Here is a 21,010-nt window from a genome sequence, read left to right as displayed (position 1 = left end):
AAGGGCAAAAAAAGAGTCGGAAGACAGGAAATCCTGCCTTCCAACTCTTTTTTTAGTCTCCCATTGATTTAAAGGAAGGGTTTTTCAGTGGCCTCCAAATAATTTGGATAGCTTTTTTCATCATCTATAAACTAAATCAGGAGCATACGGTCGGTAAGTATGGAAAAACCTCAAAAACCACCGGTCCGTAGGTTTCTAATGATTTTCAAGTCTATCTTTCTCTCTTTTCTTGATAAACGATATGAAGGCTGCCGTCTTCCATAATTTGAACCGGTTGATAGCTATTCATAAACTCTATCCCAACATATCCAGTAGAATTCAGCTCCGTTATCCCTTTAACATAAGCTTCTTCGTTTATGATTAACCGATAGTAGAAACAAACTCCTTTATCGCTGTCTATAGACTCTTCAAATACGAACTTCTCTCCATACTTCTCTTCAAAATAATTTCTCGCTCCTTCATGACTTTTAAATAGTGGTAATCCGGCTTCTTCCTGTGGGCTAATCCTATGCATTTCTTTCATTTTTTCACCTCTATATGTTGAGTTTATTTTATGGATTTACTTGAAGCTTCAAAACGCTTAATCGTTTTTCTTCATATTCTTCTCATAGTTTATCTTAATTGTTAAATCAAATCACTTCAGATCGCATTCCTGTATTTATCTAGATTAAAAGAAGAAGAGATTTATGGAATCAAGTATTTTCTCTTTTGTATTAGCCTGATTTGCAATAATTTTTGATGCATCATTTAGTAAACTGCCCTAAATTTTATATTAGCTTACATTTTTCAACTAGTTCAAACTATATAAGAAAAGTTAAAATAGTAAATTTATTAGTTTTAAAAATTAATTTGCTAATAATTTTAGATTTTAGTTATAAAAAGGTTTTAAAAAGGGAAATTAAGACCGTTTTATATATCGATAAATAGTATATAATTTTTAATCAACTGTTTTTTTGTGAAGCTGAAAAGTAAGCTAAGGTCTTTTTCATTCTAAATCAATAAATAAAATTTCTTCTATAGTTTACTTGCGGTTCTCATGAAAGCCAGAAAAAAATTTACCTTAAAATTATTTCAGAATAATTAAAAAGTGGTTTTTAGTACCTTTTATTTTATACAAAAAGCTATAAGTGGCAGCTCTAAAATTACCTTATCAATTATTTAGGTTTAACTGTGAAAGGAAGTAGAAACTTTGATTCAGGAAAATGAGCAAATTCAAGAGTGGATGAATACAATTGATGAGTTTTTAATTGTTGTTGATGGCAATGGAACCATTGTACGAGTGAACCAGTCGTGGATTGATTTTTGTATGGAGAATAACGTAGGAGAACCTATGTGGAAAACAGGCCATAATTATTTCGATCAATTAAGGGATTGTGAAAAACATAATGAAATACAAGCTATTCAAAGCGTAATAAATTGTGATTTATCCGAACACAAGCAATTGTATCCTCTCTTATTAAAAAATGGAGAAACACAATGGCTTTCAGTAAAAGTTCGGGCCATCAAATTGTTGTCGACCGGTACTTGTGGAGCCATCATCTATCAAAAGCCAGTCAGTCTCCACGACATCGAGCCCTTGACTGCCGAAAGTATATTGGAAAGTATGACAGACGGCTTTGTCTTATTGAATGACCAATTCCAGTTTTACTATGTTAATGAGATTGCGGAAGTGATGTTTCGAATAAAGCGAGAGAGTATCGTCGGCATCGGTCTTTTTGATGCTTTTCCTGAAGCAGTTGGCACACCTTTCCATCAAACTTATGAAAAGGCCATGAAAGAACAGATCACCATCGAGTTTATGGATTATTATGAGCCGCTCAATACATGGTTACAGGTTAAAGTCTGTCCATTAAAGAACGGTGGACTGGCATTGTATTTCCAAGACGTCAGCAAACTCAAAAAAATAGAAGCAAAATTGTCGGACTCTGTTAACTATGATTACTTGACCGGCCTTCCAAATCGTCGTCACCTTTCAATCAAAGCCAACTCTTTCATAGCACAAACCAAGAAGTTTTCAATTTTTTATTTGAACATCGATAATTTGAAACTTGTGAATGCGGTATATAACCATGATGCCGGAGACACTATGCTGAAAAATATTGCTGAAAAGTTAAAAGTATTAACATCTAACAAATGTGAAGTTGTTCGTCTGGACGGGAATGAATTCGCCATCATGTATGAACCCGAAATCGGGGAACGTCTGGCCTACTTTGCAGAGACAATCATCGAGATTTTCAAACAGCCTTTTACGTTGAATAATTTCCACACCATCTCGATTAATGTCAGCATTGGAATTTCCTGTTTTCCATTTGATGCACAACAGTTCAGTGAAGTCATTTCCTATGCAGAAACAGCAATGCAAGAAGCGAAAAAGATCCGCGGCTCTTCCTATGTGTTTTTCCGTCCGGCTATGCACAATATTCGCAGCCGGAAAGCTCTCATCGAGGAAAGCCTGGAACGGAATTTAACCAGTGGCGGACTTTATTACTGTCTTCAGCCACAGATTAATGGAAATTCCGGAGAAATTGTTGGCGTCGAAGTTTTGGCTCGCTGGAATCATCCGGAATTAGGGGAAATTTCGCCGTTGGAATTTATTGAAGTCGCTGAAGAAACTGGCGCAATTGTTCCCTTAACACTTTATTTAACAGAAAGTATGTTTGCTCAGTTAAAAGAGTGGAAGATTCGTTTTGGCAGAAGTCTTCCTGTAGCCATTAATATGACGCCTTCTCTTCTTGCAAATCCCAAGTTCTTTGACAGTTTTTTCGAACTGATTGAGAAGTATGAGATACAGCCGCAACTGATAGAAATTGAAATTACTGAACAGGCGGAACTAACTTATTCTCATGGAATATTGGAAAATTTACTCTTATGCAAGTCGAAAGGCGTCTCCATCGCCATCGATGATTTTGGAACCGGATTTTCTATGATTTCATACTTAACTCACTTTCCTATTACTACAATCAAAATAGACAAGTCTTTTATCCAGAAAATTGGACAAGATAAAAAGTCGGAAGCTGTGCTCAAGTCCCTGATTCATTTGGCGAAAAGCATTGAATGCGACCTGGTTGCAGAAGGGGTTGAACGCCTTGAAGAAGTTGAATTCCTCAAATCAAATGACTGTATCATTTATCAAGGATACCTTTACGATAAACCTTTAAAAGTCCATGATTTCGAAATGAAATATTTACTGCGAAATTATAGATTTGCTTAAAGCAAGTAGCCTCATAAAAAAACTATATGGCAGACCTGAAATATTTTTGAAGAAGAACCCTGCCTATTCGTTCCTGATCTACTAATAAGAAATTTACTAATCACTTAATCCTGACTCACCAAGGAGACAAAAATCATGAAGTACTTTTCAGAAACAGTAGCATTAGACGTTCTAACATCCACAGCTCTTTTTGATTTGATCCAAGACTTGGTTTTTTTAATGGAGGAAGAGCATGAGACGTTTCGCTATATTTATGCAAATCCAGCTGCCTTTAATATTTTGCAGCTTCAGGAAAACATTGTCGGAAGCCCGATAGAAAATGTGATGTCACCTGAGCAGGCCGAGATACTGATTGAGCATTACCGCGAAGTTCAATCCACAAAAAAATCGGTTGAATTTATCCAAAGGATAGAAACAGAAAACGGAGAAATTGTAGGAGAAACCGTACTCAATCCTATCGTGACAGAAGAGGGCCAGTGTAAATACATTTTGGCCATCGTACGAGATGTTACAGAGAGAGAACGGGCAAAAAGAGCTTTGATTGAAACAAAGGAAAAACTTGAAGTCTTTTGGGAAAATGCCACAGACCCTGTATTTTTTATTAACACTGAAGGGGAAATTTTAAAAGTAAATTCTGCCTTTGAAGAAACATTTGAGTATAGCGAAAAAGAGGTACTCTCCAGAAAAGGCTCTATCGTTCCGCAGAACATGAAAGCTGCTGCCTCAACTCTGGTAAAAAAAATCATGGAAGGCGAAACCGTAAATTCGCACGAGACCATCCGGTTGACGAAGAGCGGAAACCCGTTGAATATCATTTCTTCCTATACTCCGGTGCGGAATGCCAACCGGGACATCATCGGGGCGACCATCTTCTACAAAAACGTGACGGAACTGAAAAAAGCTGAAAAGGATCTGCAGAAAAGCCAGGAGAAATACAAGCTCATCACGGAAAGCGCGTTTGACATCATCACGTTGATCGATCCCGCAGGCTTGATCGAATACGTGTCGCCTTCCAACGAAAAGATCCTGGGCTATCCGGATTCCGCGTATATCGGGAACCCGTTCACCACCAACGTGCATCCGGAGGATGCCTTCGGCCTGATCGAAACGGTTACGTCCCTGATGGAGGGCGACAAGCCGGCCACCATCGAAGTGCGCTTTCAGCACCAGGACGGCCAGTGGATCTGGATGGAAGTCTCCCCTACGCCGGTCCTGACGGACGGAAACGTGACGCAGGTCCTGACCATTGCGCGCGACATCACCGAGCGGAAGCGGCTGCAGGACAAGATCGCCAAAATGGCCTTCTTCGACCATTTGTCGGGCATCCCCAACCGCCGCACCTTTGACAACCGGCTGCAGGCGGCCATCCAGCAAGCAGACCGGTCCGGCAAAAAAGTCGCGGTCCTCCTGATGGACGGGCGCAAGTTCAAACAGATCAACGATCGGTTCGGCCACGATACAGGAGACGCGGTCATCAAGGAAATGGCGATCCGGCTCCAAGCCGCGGTTCGGCCGGTCGATACGGCCGCCCGCCTGGGCGGCGATGAGATGGGAGTGGTCCTGCCCGAACTGGATTCACTGGACCTTGCCGAAGAGACAGCCAAGCGCATTCTGGCGTCCTATGAAGAGCCGTTCACGTTCAATGGCTACGACATCAAGATGGGCGCCGGCATCGGCATTTCCCTGTATCCGGACCATACAGCCAATGAAAAGCAGCTGATAAAATTTGCGGATCTGGCGCTGTACGAAGCGAAAAAAGTCGACCGGGACGAGTATATAATCTATAACAGAACTTGAAGCATCAGAGGAGTTCAGCACCAGTTATATCAGTGTAAACTTTTGAAATGGAAATAAAAAAAGCCTGAAGGAAAACGTTAAAACAGTTTTTCTTCAGGCTTTTATAATTAAAGCTTTTTACTATCAGAAATTTTGCGGTAAAGTTCAGAAATCTCTGCGTTTTGCATGTCCCAATCAGGATTTCTATGCATAGGCATATCGTAAGACGCTTCCATTTCACTCATAAGGTTAGCTAGCATTAATTTTTTTCGATTTGCAGGATAGGTCCCCTGCGTTATTACTTCATAGCGTTTAGTGTAATACTTCAACATCATTCGACATTCTCCCTAAAGTGAAAAGTTGGTCGTGCTATCCTCTATTTCTCCGTTCGAAATTCCGATGTGCCGCAACGTTATTTCTTGAATCGAATGATTGAATATCATCAGCAATTAAAAATATTTTCATTTTGCCTGCATGACCGTTTCCTGCATGTTACGCAGATCAATTCTTTTAAATAAATCCATCATTTTGACTTTCGTAATTAAGCTTTTGAGTTTCTTATACTACTAAATCATATCTTTATATCAAATATATTAACAGAACTAAAGAAAGCTCGCTAATTATGTAAGCTAAAGTTTTTGTAAAAATGTACTTTTAGCGACAAAAAAGAAAGAAGCTGTGCTTTGAACAGCCCAGCCTCTTCTCTTTCTTTGTGTTTAAGTAGTTTGATTTGGAACCGCTCCACCAGCATGTCGCCATAGTTCTTTTAAACAAAAGTCTTCAAGGTCAACCATTTATCAAGAGCTGCCATTTTCGGCTCATACAGGACCAAAATCAAATTCGCCCAGTTCTGGCCTACCTGAAATTAAAGCACTCAAAGCCCTCCTGCCAATTCAATCCCTCAACTCCAAGACCCTGAAATTGATGCCTTAATTAGCAAGCAGAGATGCCCCTTGAAGGCCACTTAAACCTCCCCTCTATTATTACTGGACTTTTCATACGTTTTCCTCTTTTCAACACCATGCAAAATAAATTAACGTAAGAAGTACCATCACACTCCAAGAAAGTACTATAGTATCAAGCTAGCTAAAAATATATGTAAAAATAACATTTTTTTACTTTTTTGTTTTTTTGATTTAAATGAAGTTATAATAAAAGGAAATTACAATATTTCATAGCGTTGGTTAAAGCAATTAGATTCTTATACAATAATATAAAATTGATCTGTCTTGCTTTTATTGAACATTAATCCTCCGTTTGCCAAGACTGGCCATGGCTTTGTTTAATGCTCTCGGAGAGCTTAAAATCCATAATTTTTTAAATGCGCAATTATGTGGAGGTAATTTGAATGGAAATTAATAACAGCAACAAAGTTCCTGCCAATTTTAAAGAGGTCGAAATTCAATCGAATACTCCCTTCTCTAAAGAAATAGTTGATGTAATGATACAAAACGCGCCTATCAGTATGTATCTTTTAGAAGATTCGTCCTACTCTAATGTCAATGCTCACTTTTGCCATCTTGTCGGCTACACGAAAGAGGAATTACTACTTGATAATTTTATGGCCGATACGCTCTTTCATCCGGATGACTTGTTGATTGTGCAAGAAAATGCCAGAAGGAGCACTGAAGATCTGAAGACGAATTCAAGTTCTCGGGTAGAATTACTTAAAAAAGATGGAAGTCTGATTCATGTTGAAATTCATGAAACAAAAGCCACTATGGATGGAAAAGCAGTAACAATTGGCACCGTATTGGATGTAACAGAAGAAGTGAAAGCGACTCTGCAGCTCAAGGAAAACCAGGAACGTTTCAAATCCCTTTTTGATAACAACCCGGATGCGGTCTTCACGTTTGACCTAGAAGGAAATTTCATCAATGCAAATGCAGAATGTGAAACTTTATCCGGATATACCCGTGCTGAATTGCTTGATCTATCTTTTATTCCGCTTATCGCTTCTGAGGACCTGGCGGTTGCCTTGAAAAACTTTGAGAATGCAAAATGTGGAAGTGTCGCTACATACGAAATTACGCTTACCCGAAAAGATGGAAAGCAAAGAAACCTGGAAGTAACGAACTTTCCGATGAAATCGATTGGGGAAATCGTTGGAGTCTATGGCATCGCCAAGGACATTACAGATAAACTTAAACATCAGAAATTGCTGGAAGACCTTGTCTTCTACGATACCTTAACAAAATTGCCGAATCGGAAATTATTTGAAGACCGGTTATGCCAGGTTTTTAAACTCTCGGATAGCCGCAAAAATCAGCCGGTCGTCCTGTTTTTGGATTTGGATCGCTTTAAGTTTATCAACGATTCTCTGGGGCACCATGTCGGAGATGAATTCTTAAAAATTGTAGCAGAAAGATTACTTCAGAATGTTCGCCATACGGATACGGTGGGACGGTTTGCGGGAGACGAATTCGCCATTTTGCTGCCCACTTCGAATAAGAAAGAAGCAATAGTCCTGGCGGAACGGTTGAACCTGGCATTAGCGGAACCATTTGAAGTCATGGGCCACTCCTTAACGGTTTCTACGAGCATAGGAATCGCGTTCAGCAGCGGCACTGAAGATAGCGTAGAGGAAATAATGAAAAAAGCGGATACCGCCATGTACTATACGAAAAAATATGGAAGAAACAACTACACCATTTACACAGAAGAATTGGACCAGAAAACAACTTACAAATTGACGATAGAACAAGATTTAAAATCGGCCAGCCAAAACCAGGAATTCGTCCTTCATTATCAGCCGATTACTAATTTGAAAACGGGTGAACTCAGCGCCATGGAAGCCTTGGTCCGATGGAATCATCCGGAACTTGGAATTGTGCCTCCTGATCATTTCATTCCGATTTTAGAAGAAAGCGGACAGATTGTGTCACTTGGAAAATGGGTATTGGAGACAGCATGTGCCCAAAATAAAACCTGGCAAGATGAGGGTGCCCCTCCTTTTAAAATATGTGTGAATATCTCACCCATTCAATTGCAGCATCCCAATTTTATCCCTATGGTAAAATCGGTTCTGGAAACAACAGGACTCGATGCAAAATGGCTGGAACTTGAAGTGACAGAAAGCATTCTAATAGAGGATATGAAACGGTTGAAAGAATGTTTGACGAACCTGAAGGAACTAGGTCTGTCGATGTCTATTGACGATTTTGGCACTGGATATACTTCTCTCAGTTATTTGCAGCAATTTTCGTTCGACCGCGTGAAAATTGATCGGAGCTTTATACAGGGCATCAACACTGATTCAAATAGTACAGCTATAACTTCCACCATCATTTCGTTAGCCCATAAATTGAAGATGGAAGTTGTAGCTGAAGGAATTGAAGATGAAACACAACTCGCCTACTTGCAAGAGGAAAACTGCGATGAGGGACAAGGCTATTATTTCAGCCGCCCTCTGCCTGCAGAATTGCATGCATTTCCTCTTTCGCACAATACGGCGAATGGATTAAAGAAGAATAAGAAACCACCTTTGGCCTAAGAATTCGTCTCACAATACACAGCTTGTTCGGCTATGTATATAAGGGGCCATTGAACAAAACATCCGGATGCGATTGTTGACTGTTAAGTAGGTAGTCAATTCAAAAAGTGCCCTTCTCCAGTAACAAGGAGAAGGGCACTTCCGTAATTTCCATCTTAACTAAAAGAATATCTCACTTAAGGCATTGTCGGTTCTACTGTTATAGGCGGAGCCGCTTCAATCTCAATGGAAGCCAACAAAGCTTGTGCTGACGAAACAGCTTCGAGTGAAGTGGAGATTGCCGTTTTCGCATTTATAAGTTTAGCCGCCGATATAAGACATACCAATTTTCTTGCGGTTCTTGGCTGTCTGTTCCGTGCGTTCGTCAGAATAACGGTCCGCGCGCCCTTCCCAAACGCCGCTGATCGCCCGCAACAGTTCATCGTCGTTCAAGCCGCCGCGCAGCAGCCCGCGGATATCGAAGCCGTTTGTCGCAAACAGGCATGTATAGAACTTGCCGTCCGATGACAGCCGCGCGCGCGTACAGCTTGAGCAGAATGATTCCGACACCGAGGTGATAAAGCCGACCTGCGCTTCGCTTCCCTTAAAGCGGTAACGCTTCGCGACTTCCCCAAAATAATCTTCATCCACCGGTTCCAGTTCGTACACCGTCTGGAGTTTTTCGAGAATTTGTTTTTTTGTCACCACTTTTTCAAAGCTCCAGCCGTTGTCATTTCCAACATCCATGAATTCGATAAAGCGCAATGTGATGCCGCGCTCTTTGAAATAGGCAGCCATCGGCAAGATTTCATCTTCGTTGACGCCTTTTTGGACGACCATGTTGACTTTGATGTCGAAGCCGACTGACTTTGCAAAGTCGATTTGCTGGAGAATGCGCGACGACTCGACACCGCGGCCATTCAATTTGCCGAACAGTTCCGGCTCCAGCGCATCCAGGCTGATGTTCAAACGGCGAAGCCCTGCATCAAAAAGCGGCTGCGCGTGCTGGCCAAGAAGCAAGCCGTTTGTTGTGAGGCCGATATCTTCCACACCCTCAACAGACAAGATTTTCCCGACAAGTTCCGGGAGTCCGCGCCGCATGAGCGGTTCACCGCCGGTCAGCCGGATTTTTTTGACGCCCATCGAGACAAAGAGCTTTGTCAGCCGATGGATTTCTTCAAACGTCAGCAACTCCTGTCTTGGCAAGAAAGCGTAGTCGTCGCCGAATACTTCTTTTGGCATGCAGTAGGAGCAGCGGAAATTGCAGCGGTCTGTCACCGAAATCCGAAGATCGCGGATCGGCCGTCCGAGTTTGTCTTGTAGCGGATTTGCATTCATAACGGTGCACCTCCCTTTCTATTGATCCGGTCTGTTGATGTTGCGGAAAACAGTTGTATCTTCATTGATCTTAGCAGAATCCAGCCAAGCAGTGCCGGCTTTTTCCATGAATACCATGACTTTTCTTTGCCCATTCGCGAGCTCCGCTTCGAGCGCTTCTTGCAGTCCCGTTTTCCATACACTGAACAGTGGCACTCTTTCCTCCGGCGTTTGGACGGCGGTGATGTTTTTCGTGCCATCCATCTGTTCGATGAGTTTCTTGGCTTCTTGAGAGGAAATGAACGGCATATCGCACGGCAGGACGACGTACTGGTCGCCCGGCCTTTGGGTCATTGCCGTCAATATGCCGGTAAGCGGCCCTTGTCCCGCCACAGCCGGAAGATCCGTAATAACATCCAGATGGTCTGGAAAACGGGATTGCAGTTCAGGGTGCGCCACGATGACGACTTTATCACATACTGCAGCCAGTGCTTTGTACGTTCTCTCATAAAACAGTTCGCCGTCGATTTCCGCGAACGCTTTCGGTGAACCGAAGCGCCGCGACTCGCCTCCGGCAAGCAAAATGCCGATCCGTTTGGTCATCCGCCGCTCACTGGCGGAATGAATGCCGCATTGTCCCCGTCTTCCAGGACGTCTGTCGGCAAAGCGTATTCTTCGTTGATGGCAACACGCGCAGAACCTTGTTGGAGTCCCGGATACTTATCTGCTGCCCACTCTATCAAGTCATCAACTGTCTTGCCTGCAAGATCCGCCTGTTCCTGAGACTTGCCCGTCAGTTCGCGGAGTCCGGCAAAATAATGCAACGTAATCATCCTTTTTCCCCCTCCGGCTTTTTCTTTTGGTCGCCAATCCATTCTTCGCCGTCTTCCCAAATTTCTTTTTTCCAGATCGGCACGATTTCCTTAATCCGTTCAATCGCGTATTCGTTCGCCTCATACGCCGCTTTGCGGTGCGGCGATGATACGGCGATGACTACTGCAATGTCACTGATCTGCAGTTCGCCAATGCGGTGAGCAATCGCCACTTTTGCGCCCGGCCACTTTTCTTCGATTTCGCGGCCGATCTGTTCCAATTTCTTCTCGGCCATCGGCACGTACGCTTCATAAGCAAGATACAACGTCCGGACCCCTTTTGTCCATTCCCGGACATGGCCTGTAAATAAGGTTACTGCACCCGCTTCCGGGCGCAGGACAAAATCGGCGTACACTTGCGGATTTATCGGTTGGGACACCACTTCAAATGCTTTCATCTTCTTCACCTTCCATCCATTCCAAAAACCATTTTTTTATCGCTTCTTCATTGTTTCGCTCCATTGTTTCAACTCCGGCTAAACAGAAGTCTTCCAAAACGACAACAAGGATTATTCTCTTGAGGTGCTGCAGTTCTTCCCAGTCTTCTGCCGACCGTATAAGGACAATTTTGTCATAATCCGCTTTTTTTAAACCCTCTACGAGCACGAGGTCCGGCGCTGCCAAAGACGCCACTTCGATCAAGCTGTCTAAGCCGGCCCTTTCCTCGCGCTGATGCAGTTGGATGACCCCGCCGCCATAAACAAGCGAACTGGCCGCGCCATTACCGAAAAATCGCGAGCTATCAGTCGTCCCGGGCGGCATTTCAGGAATGCCGCCATGTCCGTGATGCTTAATGGTCGAGACGGTCTTGCCTTTTTCATTCGCTATGCCTAAAAGCCGGCTCATCAATTCGGTTTTCCCGCTATTTTTAAAACCGACGACCTGCAGCACTTTCACAGTGTCCACCGGGCTGTTCCTTCTTCTACACCCAGGAGCAGGACATCGACCAGTGCGCCTTCCTGATAGCCCCTTGTTCCGCCGGGCAATACGATCAACGCATTGCCGCGTGCGATTGACGACACCGCGTTTGACATATTGAATCCTGCCGGGCGGACAGACAGACCGTCATAGCTTGCCCGGATAAAACGGGTGAACGGATTGGGTTTTGCGAAATCTTCCGCAAGCACCGCCTGTGTCCGTGGCAGATATAACTTTTCCGCTCCCATCATTTTCAGGATTGCCGGACGGACAAACAATTCGAATCCTGTAAAGCACGCGGACGGATTGCCGGACAGACCAAACAGGTACTTACCATCTGCTACCGCCACTGTCGTGACGCTTCCCGGGCGCATGGCAACTTTATTGAACAGTATTTCGGCGCCTAAGCGCTCGTAGATAGCCGGCAAAAAGTCGAAATCTCCGACCGAGACACCGCCTGTTGTAATAAGGATATCCGTTTCTTCCGCTGCCGCTTTCACGACATTGAAGCTTTCGTCCAGATCGTCCACTGACATGCCATACGTTTTGCAACTGATGCCCATGCGCGCAAGCTGTGCTTCGATCATCGGGCCATTGCTGTTGCGGATTTTGCCCGGCTGAAGCGGTTCGCTGACATCCAGGAGTTCGGTTCCGGTTGCCAGGATGCCGACCACGGGCCGCTTTGCCACTTGAACCTCTGCGTAACCGAACGTTGCAAGCACTGCCACGGTTCCAGGGTGGATAAAACTGCCGCTATCAATGATGGCGGCTCCTCTTTTCATGTCTTCACCTTGCAGCGAGACATTCTCAAGCGCTTCGAACGGCTTCCGGATGGTGATCGAAGATCCGGAATCGATTGTCTGCTCGAACATGACGACCGCGTCGGTCCCTGCTGGCAGCGGTGCGCCCGTCATGATGCGCACGGCCTGCCCCTCTTGTACTACTTTTTCGGAAACGGCGCCGGCGCCGATATGGTCGATCACTTCGAACCGTTTGCGGTTTTCGCCGGATGCCCCCATTGAATCCTTCGAGCGGATGGCAAAGCCGTCATAAGGCGACCGGTTGAATGGCGGCACATCGTGCGACGCCTTAAGCGGCTCCGCCAAGATTCGGCCGTAGCTGTCGCCAAGCGCCACTTGCTGGGTTCCAAGCGCCTGCGCTTTTTTAATCACCCGTTCCACGGCTTCCGCCACTGGAATCGGTTTTCGGTGTTCCACCACTGCTCTCAACTCCTCCGCCAGTTCTGCTATACTGGACATAATCTATTTTGAAAGGATGATTCCGTTGTCTGAACTGACTCATTTCAACGAACAAGGACGCGCCAAGATGGTCGACGTCTCTGAAAAACAAGACACGGCCCGCACCGCGCGCGCTCAAACGTCCGTGGTAATAAATGAAGCCATATACCGCCAAATCAAGGACGGGACGAATAAAAAAGGCGACGTTTTCGCAGTGGCCCAAGTGGCCGGAATCATGGCCGCCAAAAACACGGCACAAATCATCCCGATGTGCCACCCGCTTGCGTTGAGCGGTGTCGATATCCGGTTTGACTGGAACGTCGACCAAGCGAATGGTCATTACGAAGTGGTTTTATTCGCTACCGTAAAAACAAAAGGGCCGACCGGCGTCGAAATGGAAGCTCTTACTGCCGCATCGGCTGCGGCGCTGACGATTTACGATATGTGCAAGGCGGCCGGCAAGGAAATGGTCATTGGGCCGACCATGCTGCTGGAGAAAACAGGCGGCAAGTCGGGCGACTATTCCCGCGGCTGACGGTGTTTTGTCAGTTCAAAAACAATATGCCGGATTTCCGGCAAGATGAGCCGCTTCATCGCCAGCCTTACAGCTCCGCGGGATCCCGGCAGGACAAAAATGGCTTTGTCTTCTGCCACACCTGCCGCCGCGCGGCTCAGAAGCGCTTTCGTTCCAACATCTTCCGCGAAACTGACGTAACGGAACAGTTCTCCGAAACCGTCCAGCTCTTTCTCAAACAAGGGCTTTACGGCCTCAAGCGTTACGTCGCGCCTCGCGATTCCCGTTCCTCCGGTCGTGATGACCGCGTCCACCCTGTCCTCTTCCAACCAAGCTTTCACTGCTAGCCGGATAGTTTCTGTGTTATCCGGTACGATTTTATAGGCTGCAATTTCCAGCCCTTTTTCTTTCGCAAGTTCCTGTACGAGCTTTCCTCCCGTGTCGGTCGCTTCGGTCCGCGTATCGCTGACCGTCAGAACCGCCAGGCGGATTTGTTTGTCGAGTTGAAATATTTCAGACATCGCGTTTCTTCCTTTCCCGTCTAACCGAACAATTGGTGATACAGTTTCCGGCCTTCCGATACATTGCGGATGCCGTGAATCAGAAGCCGGCCGTTGCCGAACAAAACCATCCGGTGGCCAAAAGCATGCAGTTCGACAAAATAAGGTGTACGTTTTATTTCCAGATTCAGCTTCTGCCCCGCTTTTTCTGCGTCTTCAAGTGTAATCGGCCGTACGGGATCTGGCAGCACCTGCACGGCGTCCCTGCCGCAAAGGACTGCATATGTCCGCTCTGCCGCTTTTTCCAGCGACGGATAAGTCGGGTGTTCGCCGCATGTTTCGCAGGCCGCATTTTTGATGCGGGAAATCCCGATATCCAGCTGTGTGTTATCCCATAGGTTGAAATGATGGACTTTCTTCCGCATCGCTTCCCGGTTGCCGGTCAGCCACTTCATCGCTTCAGCGCACTGCAAAGCCGCCGTCATTTGGACAGCCGGCGAAATGATGCCGACAGTATCGCACGTTTCATTAACTGCTGGCAAAACAGGAAGCAGGCAGCGGAAGCAGCCTGTTTCGCCCGGAACGAACGGAAAGACGACACCGGAACTGCCGACGCAAGCGCCATATATCCACGGCACTCCATATTTTATAGAAGCATCGTTGATAAGCAGGCGGGTTTCAAAATTATCCGTCGCGTCCATGACAAGTGCGCTGCCCGCAATAAGCTTTTCCATCAACACCGCATCGAGATTGTCGAGGTAGGTGAAAAGCCGAAGATCGCTGCGGATCGCCTTTAGCCGCTTCTCAGCCGCAGCCACTTTCGGCAGCATCTCTCTAGCGTCGCTTTCCGTAAACAGCTGCTGGCGCTGCAGGTTCGACAGTTCCACATAGTCGCGGTCGACAAGATGAATTTCTCCCACGCCTGCGCGCGTCAATGTTTCAGCAATCGCCGACCCAAGGGCTCCGCAGCCTATAATCGTAACAGTGGCGGCTCCCAGCTGTTCCTGGCCGCTGTGCCCTATGGGTTTGAATAATGTCTGTCTGGAATAGCGTTCATCCACTGCCGGTTCCCCCCTTTCCTAAAATTCGATTTCTATAGCTTAAGCTTACCACGGGTGCGGCGCTTGCTGAACTTCTATGATTTGCTTGCAAAAAAGCTTTCCCATTTTCGGGAAAGCTCATTTACAATTGTTCGGTCATATGCCCTTTTTCAATTCGGACAACCCGGTCCGCCAATCGTTCCGCATCCGCTTTCCGGTGGGTCACGAAGATCACCGGAATCTTCCAGTGTTCATGAATGCGAAACAATTCATCCTGGCAGCGCCTCGTGTTGTCATCGTCCAGTGCTGAAAACGGCTCATCGAGCAACAAGACATCGGGCTTGGCGGCCAGTGCACGCGTCAATGCCACACGCTGCTTTTCCCCGCCGGAAATCTGGTGCGGATATTTCGTCAGCAATCTCCGGATGCCAAGTATGTTCGTCAGTTCGGTGACATGCGACAAATCAGAACCGCGCGGTGTGCCATATAAAATGTTTTCTTCTATTGAGAGATGCGGAAACAATGCATAGTCCTGAAACAGGTAGCCCACTTTCCGCTGCTGGATTTTCATCGGTTTTCTTCCTTCTTTGAAAAACTCCCGGCCGTTCAATGTGATTTGACCGCCGTCCGGATGGACAATGCCAGCGATGCAATTGAGCAGCGTTGTTTTGCCGGACCCCGAGGATCCGACAAGCGCCATGATTTCGTCATCGAGCTGGAACTGGCAAGCCAGTTTAAAATGCTCCAAACTTTTTTGAAAATCCACAGTCAGCATGCGCCTCACTCCCTTCCTATGCGGATTGCCGTTTTTTTGCGCCAGTAGTTGACCCAGGTGATGGCCGCGACACCGACCGCCGAAATGACAATGACCCAGAACGCCGCCTTTTCCATATTACCTGCTTCGTAAGCGAAATAGATGGCTAGCGGCACCGTTTCCGTTACATTCGGAATATAGCCGGCGATCATCAACGTCGCCCCGAATTCGCCGATTCCCCGGGCAAATGCCATGATGAGTCCTGCGAGAATCCCGGGCCAGGCAAGCGGAAATGTGATGGTCCGGAATACCCGCCATTCGGAGACGCCCATTGTCCGGGCAACATTTTCCCAGCGCGGATCCACTTTTTCAAAAGCTGCCATGACACTTTGATACATGAGCGGCAGCGAGACAACGAAAGACGCAATTGCCGCTCCGACCCATGTAAAGACGACGCGAAAACCGAACCAGTCTTCGAGCAGGCTGCCGATCGGGCCGTTTGCTCCGAACAGCACGATGAGCCCGAAGCCGATGACCGTCGGCGGCAGTACAAGCGGCAGCAAAATAATCGCATCTATGAGGCTCTTGCCGACAAATTCGCGGCGGCTCATCAGGCGCGCCAAAGCGATGCTGACGAAAAAGACAAAAAATGTGGAGATTGCAGCGACTTTTAGCGACAGGAAAAGCGGAGACATATCGTATGGCATTAGGACCCGTCCTCTTCTGCTGGAATAAAACCGGATTCCTTAAGAAGTTCTTGGCCTTCAGTTCCTGCCAGAAACTCAAGGAACGCTTTTGCGGCTTCCTGGTTTTTGCTGCCCGCTGCAATCCCTCCAGGATAAATGACCGGCTCCATCGCTTCCGGAAATTCCTTAATGCCCGTTATCTTCTCTGATGTTGCTGCATCGGATAAATAGACAATTCCCAGTTCAGCATTTCCGCTTTCCACGTAAGTCAAGACTTGGCGTGCATCTTTCGCATAAACAAGCTTGCCATCGAGCGATTCCCATAATTTGAGACGTTCTAGCGCTTCTTTTGTATAGCGGCCAAGCGGCACGCTTTCCGGTTCCCCTACTGCGACGGTTTCAGCATCGGCCGTCAAAAGCGCTTTGAAATCGGCACTTTCTTCAAAACTGTTCCGCGAAGCCAGAACAAGCCTGTTTTTCGCGAACGGTACCACGCTGTCGTCTGAAATCAGCCCTTTGTCCGTCAACAAATTCATGTCGGCTTCGCTCGCTGACAAAAAGAGATCAACCGGCGCACCTTGTTCGATTTGGCTTCTCAGTTTGCTTGAAGAGCCGTAGTTGAAAGAAAGCTCAATGTCCGGTTCGATTTTCCGAAATTCCGCTTCCGCTTTTTCCATGACGCCTGTCAAACTTGCCGCTGTGGAGACGAGTAATTTATCGTTATTTCCGGTGCCGGATTGTCCGCATGCACTAAGCAAAAAACCTGTAATTGTTAATAGGAATGCTAACTTTTTCATTAATCTAACTCCTCTATCCTCAAACCTAAAGGACCGACATTTTAATGTCAACCTTTTGTCCCCAAAGCCTCAGCTGCTGCTTTTCATTAAAATAATTTGATTCTTTCATTGTAACAGCTCCTTTTATTCGTTAAAATAAATCTTGTTAGAAAATTATATAAATTACAGATCCTTATCAAGAGAGGCAGAGGGAATGGCCCGATGACGCCCGGCAACCGCTATTTTTAGTATGGTGCCAAATCCAGCAGGACGGTTTGTCCTGAAAGATGAGGAAGAGTGCCAAGTTGCGAAAGCCAAAACTCTTCCTCCACACAGGAAAGAGTTTTTTATATTTATGAAGGAGTGATCCAATGAAATTATCTAAAGCAGACCGCATCAAACGCACGCGCGTTCCAACTGTAGACCCAGCTTTGGCCAAGCGCCTTCCGCCAGGCCAAGTGTTGACCGAGCGTTTTCCGGTTCTCCACGAAGGGGAAGTGCCTGTCTACGATATGAACGAATGGACATTGAAAATTTTCGGCTTTACGGACCGGGAAGTTGTCTTGTCTTATGACGATATTTTGCGCATGCCGCAGACGACGGTTACACGCGATATCCATTGCGTCACCCGTTGGTCCCGCTTCGACAACACGTTCACCGGCGTCCGTTTCCAGGATCTCATGAAAGAACTTGGCATTACGCCAAAAAGCCAGTATGTCATGCTCCATGGCGACTATGATTACACGACAAATGTTCTGCTTAGTGATTTGGACCGGGAAGATGTACTGCTCGCCCATTCCCTGGACGGCGAGCCGTTGACGGCCAAGCACGGCTATCCGCTCCGCTTTGTTGTGCCGCATCTTTATTTTTGGAAAAGCGTCAAATGGGTGCGCGGCATCGAGTTTATTGATGAAAATCAGCCAGGCTTCTGGGAACAGAATGGCTTCCATTTGAACGGGGATCCGTTCAAAGAGGAACGTTTTTCGGGCGAAGACCTGGACATTCCAGAAGATGAATGGGAAAAGAAGGACTTTGACTGATTCTAAAGCATAAATAATTTTTTCTTCAAACAAAAAAAGTCCGGTCGAAAAACTTCGACCGGACTTTTTATCGTTCACGCTAAGTTGTCAATTCCTCTTCGTCTCTTTGGTATTCCAGAATATCGCCAGGCTGGCAATCGAGCGCTTTGCAAATCGCTTCCAACGTGGAAAGCCGGACTGCCTTCGCCTTGCCGTTTTTCAGAATAGACAAGTTCGCCATCGTGATGCCAACTCGCTCTGAAAGTTCGGTGACGCTCATTTTCCGCTTTGCCAACATCACGTCAACATTAATAATAATTGCCATAGTTTCACCTCAGATCAGACTATTAGGTCGTTTTCCGCTTTTATCCGGACGGCGTCCTGCAAAAGCCTTTGAAGAACCGCCGCAAAAACAGCAACCACCATCGAAGCAAAAATCACGACCAGTCCGATTAATATGCCTGGTGCGTCATCCACTTTTGTCAGTAGGTATAAGAAAGGCATTTCTAAAACATACATGATACTGATGGCAATTGCACAGTATTTTATATTTCTCAACGCTTTTACAGCCAGTTCCGAGAACGCTTCGTTCTTATCGATGTAAGTCAACAGCTTCAACGTCTGAACGAGCGCAATGAAGAACGGAATCATCGCCAGATACATCCCGATCAATATAGGATATTGAAGGTTTTCCAATTCCGGCAATGCCCAGTACGGAGAATCAGGATGAAGCCTCGAAAACCCGAATATACACACGGCAAGAACAGGAACTCCGATAAGAAAAATGGCAGCCTTCAAAAAGAGTGTTGAACCTCGGTCCATAAAAGCACCCCATTACATTATTTTTTCTCACGTTAGGCAGGATTGTCAATCCGTTAAAATTAATAAACAAATTAACTTCAGGAAAATACTTTATAGTGTTTGGGTTTCTTCATCCCTCTGGTATTCCAGAATATCACCGGGTTGGCAGTCCAACGCTTTGCAGATTGCCTCTAGCGTAGAGAGCCTCACCGCCTTCGCCTTGCCATTTTTTAGAATGGACAGGTTTGCCATTGTAATGCCAACGTGTTCCGACAGTTCAGTAACGCTCATCTTGCGCTTGGCCAGCATTACATCAATATTGATAATAATCGCCATAATCTCACCTCAGACCGTTAAATCATTTTCAGATTTTATATCAATGGCATTCTGCAGCAGCTTTTGAAGAACCGCCGCAAAGACAGCAATGACAATTGCACCGAACGTAATGATCATACCAAGTCCGCCCAGTCCCGGAGCGTCATCCACTTGCGCCACATACAGGATGATCGGCAGGCACAGAATGTAGAGGGCTGTGATAGTAATCGCGCAATACTTGATGTTCTTTAACGCCTTTACCGATCGTTCTGAGAAAGCGATGTTCCTGTCAATGTAACCCAAAAGCTTCAATGCCTGATACAGCGCTAAAAAATACGCAATTGCCGTTGCATACATGGCGATTAAAAAGACATACTGTAAAAACGCCCATTCCGGTATGATTTCCGCTACAAAAGAAGAGAGCGGCGGCACTACAAAAATGCATACTGCAAGCACCGGAATTGCCATAAGAATAATGACGACCTTCAAAAAGAGTGTTTCCCGTTTCATTTAAAGCACCTCACTTAATCGTTGATTAAATTGATTCTAACAAAATATTTATCGTTTTTCAATAAATAAATATTGAATTACTTCTATTTTTTTTTATTTAAGTTACTCTCTCTGCATTTCCCATATCATATTTCGCACAAATTTTTATGTACCCTTTTAAATTTTATCATCTGAAAGGCCAGTGTCTGTTTTATAGCATTCGAAAAGCCCAACAAATTGAATGGCAATTTGTCGGGCTTTTTTACTGCAGTTTCTATATTCACCAGCTATGAAGCTCAGAGTTTATACTGAATCATCTTTAAACTTCTTCTGAACGGTCGGTTGCCGGAGGCGGTGTAATAGACAGCTCGGAAATTTCTTGGCGCCATTCCGGCGTCATATTAATTGTTAATGCAGCAAGCGACGGTTCCAGCTGCTCGAGGTTGCGTGCGCCGATGATTGGCGCGGTCACGCTTGGATGGGACATGACCCATGACACGGCAAGCGACGCCGGATGCAAGTCCCGCTCTAAAGCATATTGAGCAAAACGGTCCGCTGTCTCAAAATAGAGGTCTTCTCCGTACCGCTTTTTGTAATTCTCCTGTGTCGTGAGCCGTCCTTCTTCAGGTTTTTTGCCGCCAGCATATTTGCCGGTCAACAATCCTCCGCCAAGCGGGCTGTATGAAATGACGCCCATGTTTTCCGCCGATGCCAGCGGCAAAATTTCCACTTCTGCCTGCCGTTTCACAAGATTATACATCGGCTGGGTGCATTCAAAGCGGGCAAGGCTTTCTTTCGCCGATATCCCAAGAGCTGTCGCAATCTGCCAAGCGGCCCAGTTGCTTACCGCCGGATAAAGGATTTTGCCCTGGCGCTGCAGATCGTCAAGCACCTGTAATGTTTCTTCAATAGGTGTCAGCGGATCAAAGGAATGAACAAAATAAATGTCGATACGGTCTGTTTTTAATCGTCTTAAGCTGTTTTCCACTTCCAACACGATGTGGCGCCGCGACAAGCCTTTCTGGTTAACGGCAGGGCCTGTCGGAAAATTGACTTTCGTCGTTAAAACAATATCATTTCTGCAGTCTTCAATGCAGCGGCCCAGAATTTCTTCAGCCACTCCTTTATTGTAGACATTGGCACAGTCAAAAAAGTTGATGCCTTCTTCCCGGCATCGATTGAACATAGCACGTGACGTTTCTTCGTCCGCATTTCCTCCGAATGACATTGTTCCAAAACACAATTTTGATACTTGTACCCCTGTTTTTCCAAGCGTTCGATATTCCATAGCAATTCCTCCTAGAGTAAAATC

23 protein-coding genes and 1 riboswitch are annotated in these 21,010 nt (G+C 45.8%); of the genes, 5 read left to right on the top strand and 18 right to left on the bottom strand.

The annotated features are described in order from the left end of the window. Positions 1-211: 211 nt before the first annotated feature. A complete protein-coding gene (locus B0H99_RS10130) occupies positions 212-523 on the bottom strand; it encodes a hypothetical protein (RefSeq protein WP_106533546.1) in 312 nt (103 codons plus the stop codon). 666 nt (positions 524-1,189) lie between these two features. Between B0H99_RS10130 and B0H99_RS10125 the strand changes: the two genes are divergently transcribed. Both B0H99_RS10125 and B0H99_RS10120 read left to right on the top strand, forming a co-directional pair. Further along, positions 1,190-3,211 (top strand): sensor domain-containing protein, encoded by a 2,022-nt coding sequence (locus B0H99_RS10125; protein ID WP_245894487.1) that lies wholly within the window; start codon positions 1,190-1,192, stop codon positions 3,209-3,211. A gap of 135 nt (positions 3,212-3,346) precedes the next feature. Beyond that, positions 3,347-5,008, top strand: a complete 1,662-nt coding sequence (locus B0H99_RS10120; RefSeq protein ID WP_106533545.1) for a sensor domain-containing diguanylate cyclase — start codon at positions 3,347-3,349, stop codon at positions 5,006-5,008. Between the two features lie 107 nt (positions 5,009-5,115). Here the strand turns inward: B0H99_RS10120 and B0H99_RS10115 are convergent, their stop codons facing one another. Next, entirely contained in the window at positions 5,116-5,322 is a 207-nt protein-coding gene (locus B0H99_RS10115; RefSeq protein WP_245894485.1) for a hypothetical protein, read from the bottom strand. 1,013 nt (positions 5,323-6,335) lie between these two features. Here B0H99_RS10115 and B0H99_RS10110 point away from each other — a divergent pair. Further along, positions 6,336-8,480 (top strand): sensor domain-containing protein, encoded by a 2,145-nt coding sequence (locus tag B0H99_RS10110; RefSeq protein ID WP_106533544.1) that lies wholly within the window; start codon positions 6,336-6,338, stop codon positions 8,478-8,480. Positions 8,481-8,780: 300 nt separating this feature from the next. Here the strand turns inward: B0H99_RS10110 and moaA are convergent, their stop codons facing one another. The 6 genes from moaA to B0H99_RS10080 are packed head-to-tail and all read right to left on the bottom strand — an operon-like array spanning position 8,781 to position 12,786. After that, complete coding sequence (moaA, locus tag B0H99_RS10105) at positions 8,781-9,797, bottom strand: GTP 3',8-cyclase MoaA (RefSeq protein ID WP_106533543.1); 1,017 nt, start codon at positions 9,795-9,797, stop codon at positions 8,781-8,783. Between the two features lie 18 nt (positions 9,798-9,815). Further along, on the bottom strand, positions 9,816-10,379 hold the full coding sequence (gene mobA / locus B0H99_RS10100) for a molybdenum cofactor guanylyltransferase (RefSeq protein ID WP_106533542.1): 564 nt from the start codon (positions 10,377-10,379) through the stop codon (positions 9,816-9,818). After that, entirely contained in the window at positions 10,376-10,609 is a 234-nt protein-coding gene (gene moaD / locus B0H99_RS10095) for a molybdopterin converting factor subunit 1 (RefSeq protein WP_106533541.1), read from the bottom strand. Before moaD ends, mobA begins: the two co-directional genes overlap by 4 nt. Further along, positions 10,606-11,046: a molybdenum cofactor biosynthesis protein MoaE gene (locus tag B0H99_RS10090; protein WP_106533540.1), complete on the bottom strand. Its 441-nt coding sequence runs from the start codon at positions 11,044-11,046 to the stop codon at positions 10,606-10,608. Before B0H99_RS10090 ends, moaD begins: the two co-directional genes overlap by 4 nt. Further along, the gene (mobB, locus tag B0H99_RS10085; protein WP_106533539.1) at positions 11,033-11,554 is read right to left on the bottom strand and encodes a molybdopterin-guanine dinucleotide biosynthesis protein B; all 522 of its coding nucleotides are present in this window, start codon (positions 11,552-11,554) and stop codon (positions 11,033-11,035) included. Before mobB ends, B0H99_RS10090 begins: the two co-directional genes overlap by 14 nt. Further along, positions 11,542-12,786 (bottom strand): molybdopterin molybdotransferase MoeA, encoded by a 1,245-nt coding sequence (locus B0H99_RS10080; protein WP_106533538.1) that lies wholly within the window; start codon positions 12,784-12,786, stop codon positions 11,542-11,544. The genes mobB and B0H99_RS10080 overlap by 13 nt, the downstream gene beginning before the upstream one ends. 64 nt (positions 12,787-12,850) lie before the next feature. Between B0H99_RS10080 and moaC the strand changes: the two genes are divergently transcribed. Next, positions 12,851-13,339, top strand: coding sequence for a cyclic pyranopterin monophosphate synthase MoaC (moaC, locus tag B0H99_RS10075; RefSeq protein WP_106533537.1), 489 nt, complete (start codon positions 12,851-12,853; stop codon positions 13,337-13,339). Here moaC and B0H99_RS10070 read toward each other — a convergent pair. The 5 genes from B0H99_RS10070 to modA all read right to left on the bottom strand — a co-directional run bounded on the left by B0H99_RS10070 (position 13,324) and on the right by modA (position 17,095). After that, positions 13,324-13,839, bottom strand: a complete 516-nt coding sequence (locus tag B0H99_RS10070; protein WP_106533536.1) for a MogA/MoaB family molybdenum cofactor biosynthesis protein — start codon at positions 13,837-13,839, stop codon at positions 13,324-13,326. The two genes, moaC and B0H99_RS10070, sit on opposite strands and share 16 nt — an antisense overlap. 20 nt (positions 13,840-13,859) lie before the next feature. Further along, on the bottom strand, positions 13,860-14,879 hold the full coding sequence (locus B0H99_RS10065) for a ThiF family adenylyltransferase (RefSeq protein ID WP_106533535.1): 1,020 nt from the start codon (positions 14,877-14,879) through the stop codon (positions 13,860-13,862). Positions 14,880-15,000: 121 nt separating this feature from the next. Then, the gene (locus tag B0H99_RS10060; protein WP_106533534.1) at positions 15,001-15,633 is read right to left on the bottom strand and encodes an ATP-binding cassette domain-containing protein; all 633 of its coding nucleotides are present in this window, start codon (positions 15,631-15,633) and stop codon (positions 15,001-15,003) included. 5 nt (positions 15,634-15,638) lie between these two features. Then, entirely contained in the window at positions 15,639-16,319 is a 681-nt protein-coding gene (modB, locus tag B0H99_RS10055) for a molybdate ABC transporter permease subunit (protein ID WP_106533533.1), read from the bottom strand. After that, positions 16,319-17,095 carry a molybdate ABC transporter substrate-binding protein gene (gene modA, locus B0H99_RS10050; RefSeq protein ID WP_106533532.1) on the bottom strand — a complete coding sequence of 259 codons (777 nt, stop codon included), beginning with the start codon at positions 17,093-17,095 and terminating at the stop codon, positions 16,319-16,321. Before modA ends, modB begins: the two co-directional genes overlap by 1 nt. A gap of 169 nt (positions 17,096-17,264) precedes the next feature. Then, a riboswitch (SAM riboswitch) is annotated at positions 17,265-17,368 on the top strand. 77 nt (positions 17,369-17,445) lie between these two features. Here modA and B0H99_RS10045 point away from each other — a divergent pair. Next, positions 17,446-18,114 carry a sulfite oxidase-like oxidoreductase gene (locus B0H99_RS10045; protein WP_106533531.1) on the top strand — a complete coding sequence of 223 codons (669 nt, stop codon included), beginning with the start codon at positions 17,446-17,448 and terminating at the stop codon, positions 18,112-18,114. A gap of 79 nt (positions 18,115-18,193) precedes the next feature. On the opposite strand, the gene B0H99_RS10040 is transcribed toward B0H99_RS10045, so the two are convergent. The 5 genes from B0H99_RS10040 to B0H99_RS10020 all read right to left on the bottom strand — a co-directional run bounded on the left by B0H99_RS10040 (position 18,194) and on the right by B0H99_RS10020 (position 20,986). Continuing rightward, a complete protein-coding gene (locus B0H99_RS10040) occupies positions 18,194-18,418 on the bottom strand; it encodes a helix-turn-helix domain-containing protein (protein WP_106533530.1) in 225 nt (74 codons plus the stop codon). 14 nt (positions 18,419-18,432) lie between these two features. Further along, a complete protein-coding gene (locus B0H99_RS10035; protein WP_106533529.1) occupies positions 18,433-18,915 on the bottom strand; it encodes a DUF2975 domain-containing protein in 483 nt (160 codons plus the stop codon). Between the two features lie 90 nt (positions 18,916-19,005). Further along, positions 19,006-19,230, bottom strand: a complete 225-nt coding sequence (locus B0H99_RS10030; RefSeq protein WP_106533528.1) for a helix-turn-helix domain-containing protein — start codon at positions 19,228-19,230, stop codon at positions 19,006-19,008. Between the two features lie 9 nt (positions 19,231-19,239). Continuing rightward, complete coding sequence (locus B0H99_RS10025; RefSeq protein ID WP_106533527.1) at positions 19,240-19,719, bottom strand: DUF2975 domain-containing protein; 480 nt, start codon at positions 19,717-19,719, stop codon at positions 19,240-19,242. A 298-nt stretch (positions 19,720-20,017) separates the two neighbouring features. Further along, complete coding sequence (locus B0H99_RS10020) at positions 20,018-20,986, bottom strand: aldo/keto reductase (RefSeq protein ID WP_106533526.1); 969 nt, start codon at positions 20,984-20,986, stop codon at positions 20,018-20,020. Between the last annotated feature and the right edge of the window lie 24 nt (positions 20,987-21,010).

Origin of the sequence: Planomicrobium soli (genome assembly GCF_003014655.1) — a bacterium.
Classification (GTDB): Bacteria; Bacillota; Bacilli; order Bacillales_A; family Planococcaceae; genus Planococcus; species Planococcus soli_B.
Note: the sequence above shows the minus strand (reverse complement) of the source record. Positions and strands in the feature narration are given on the sequence as shown.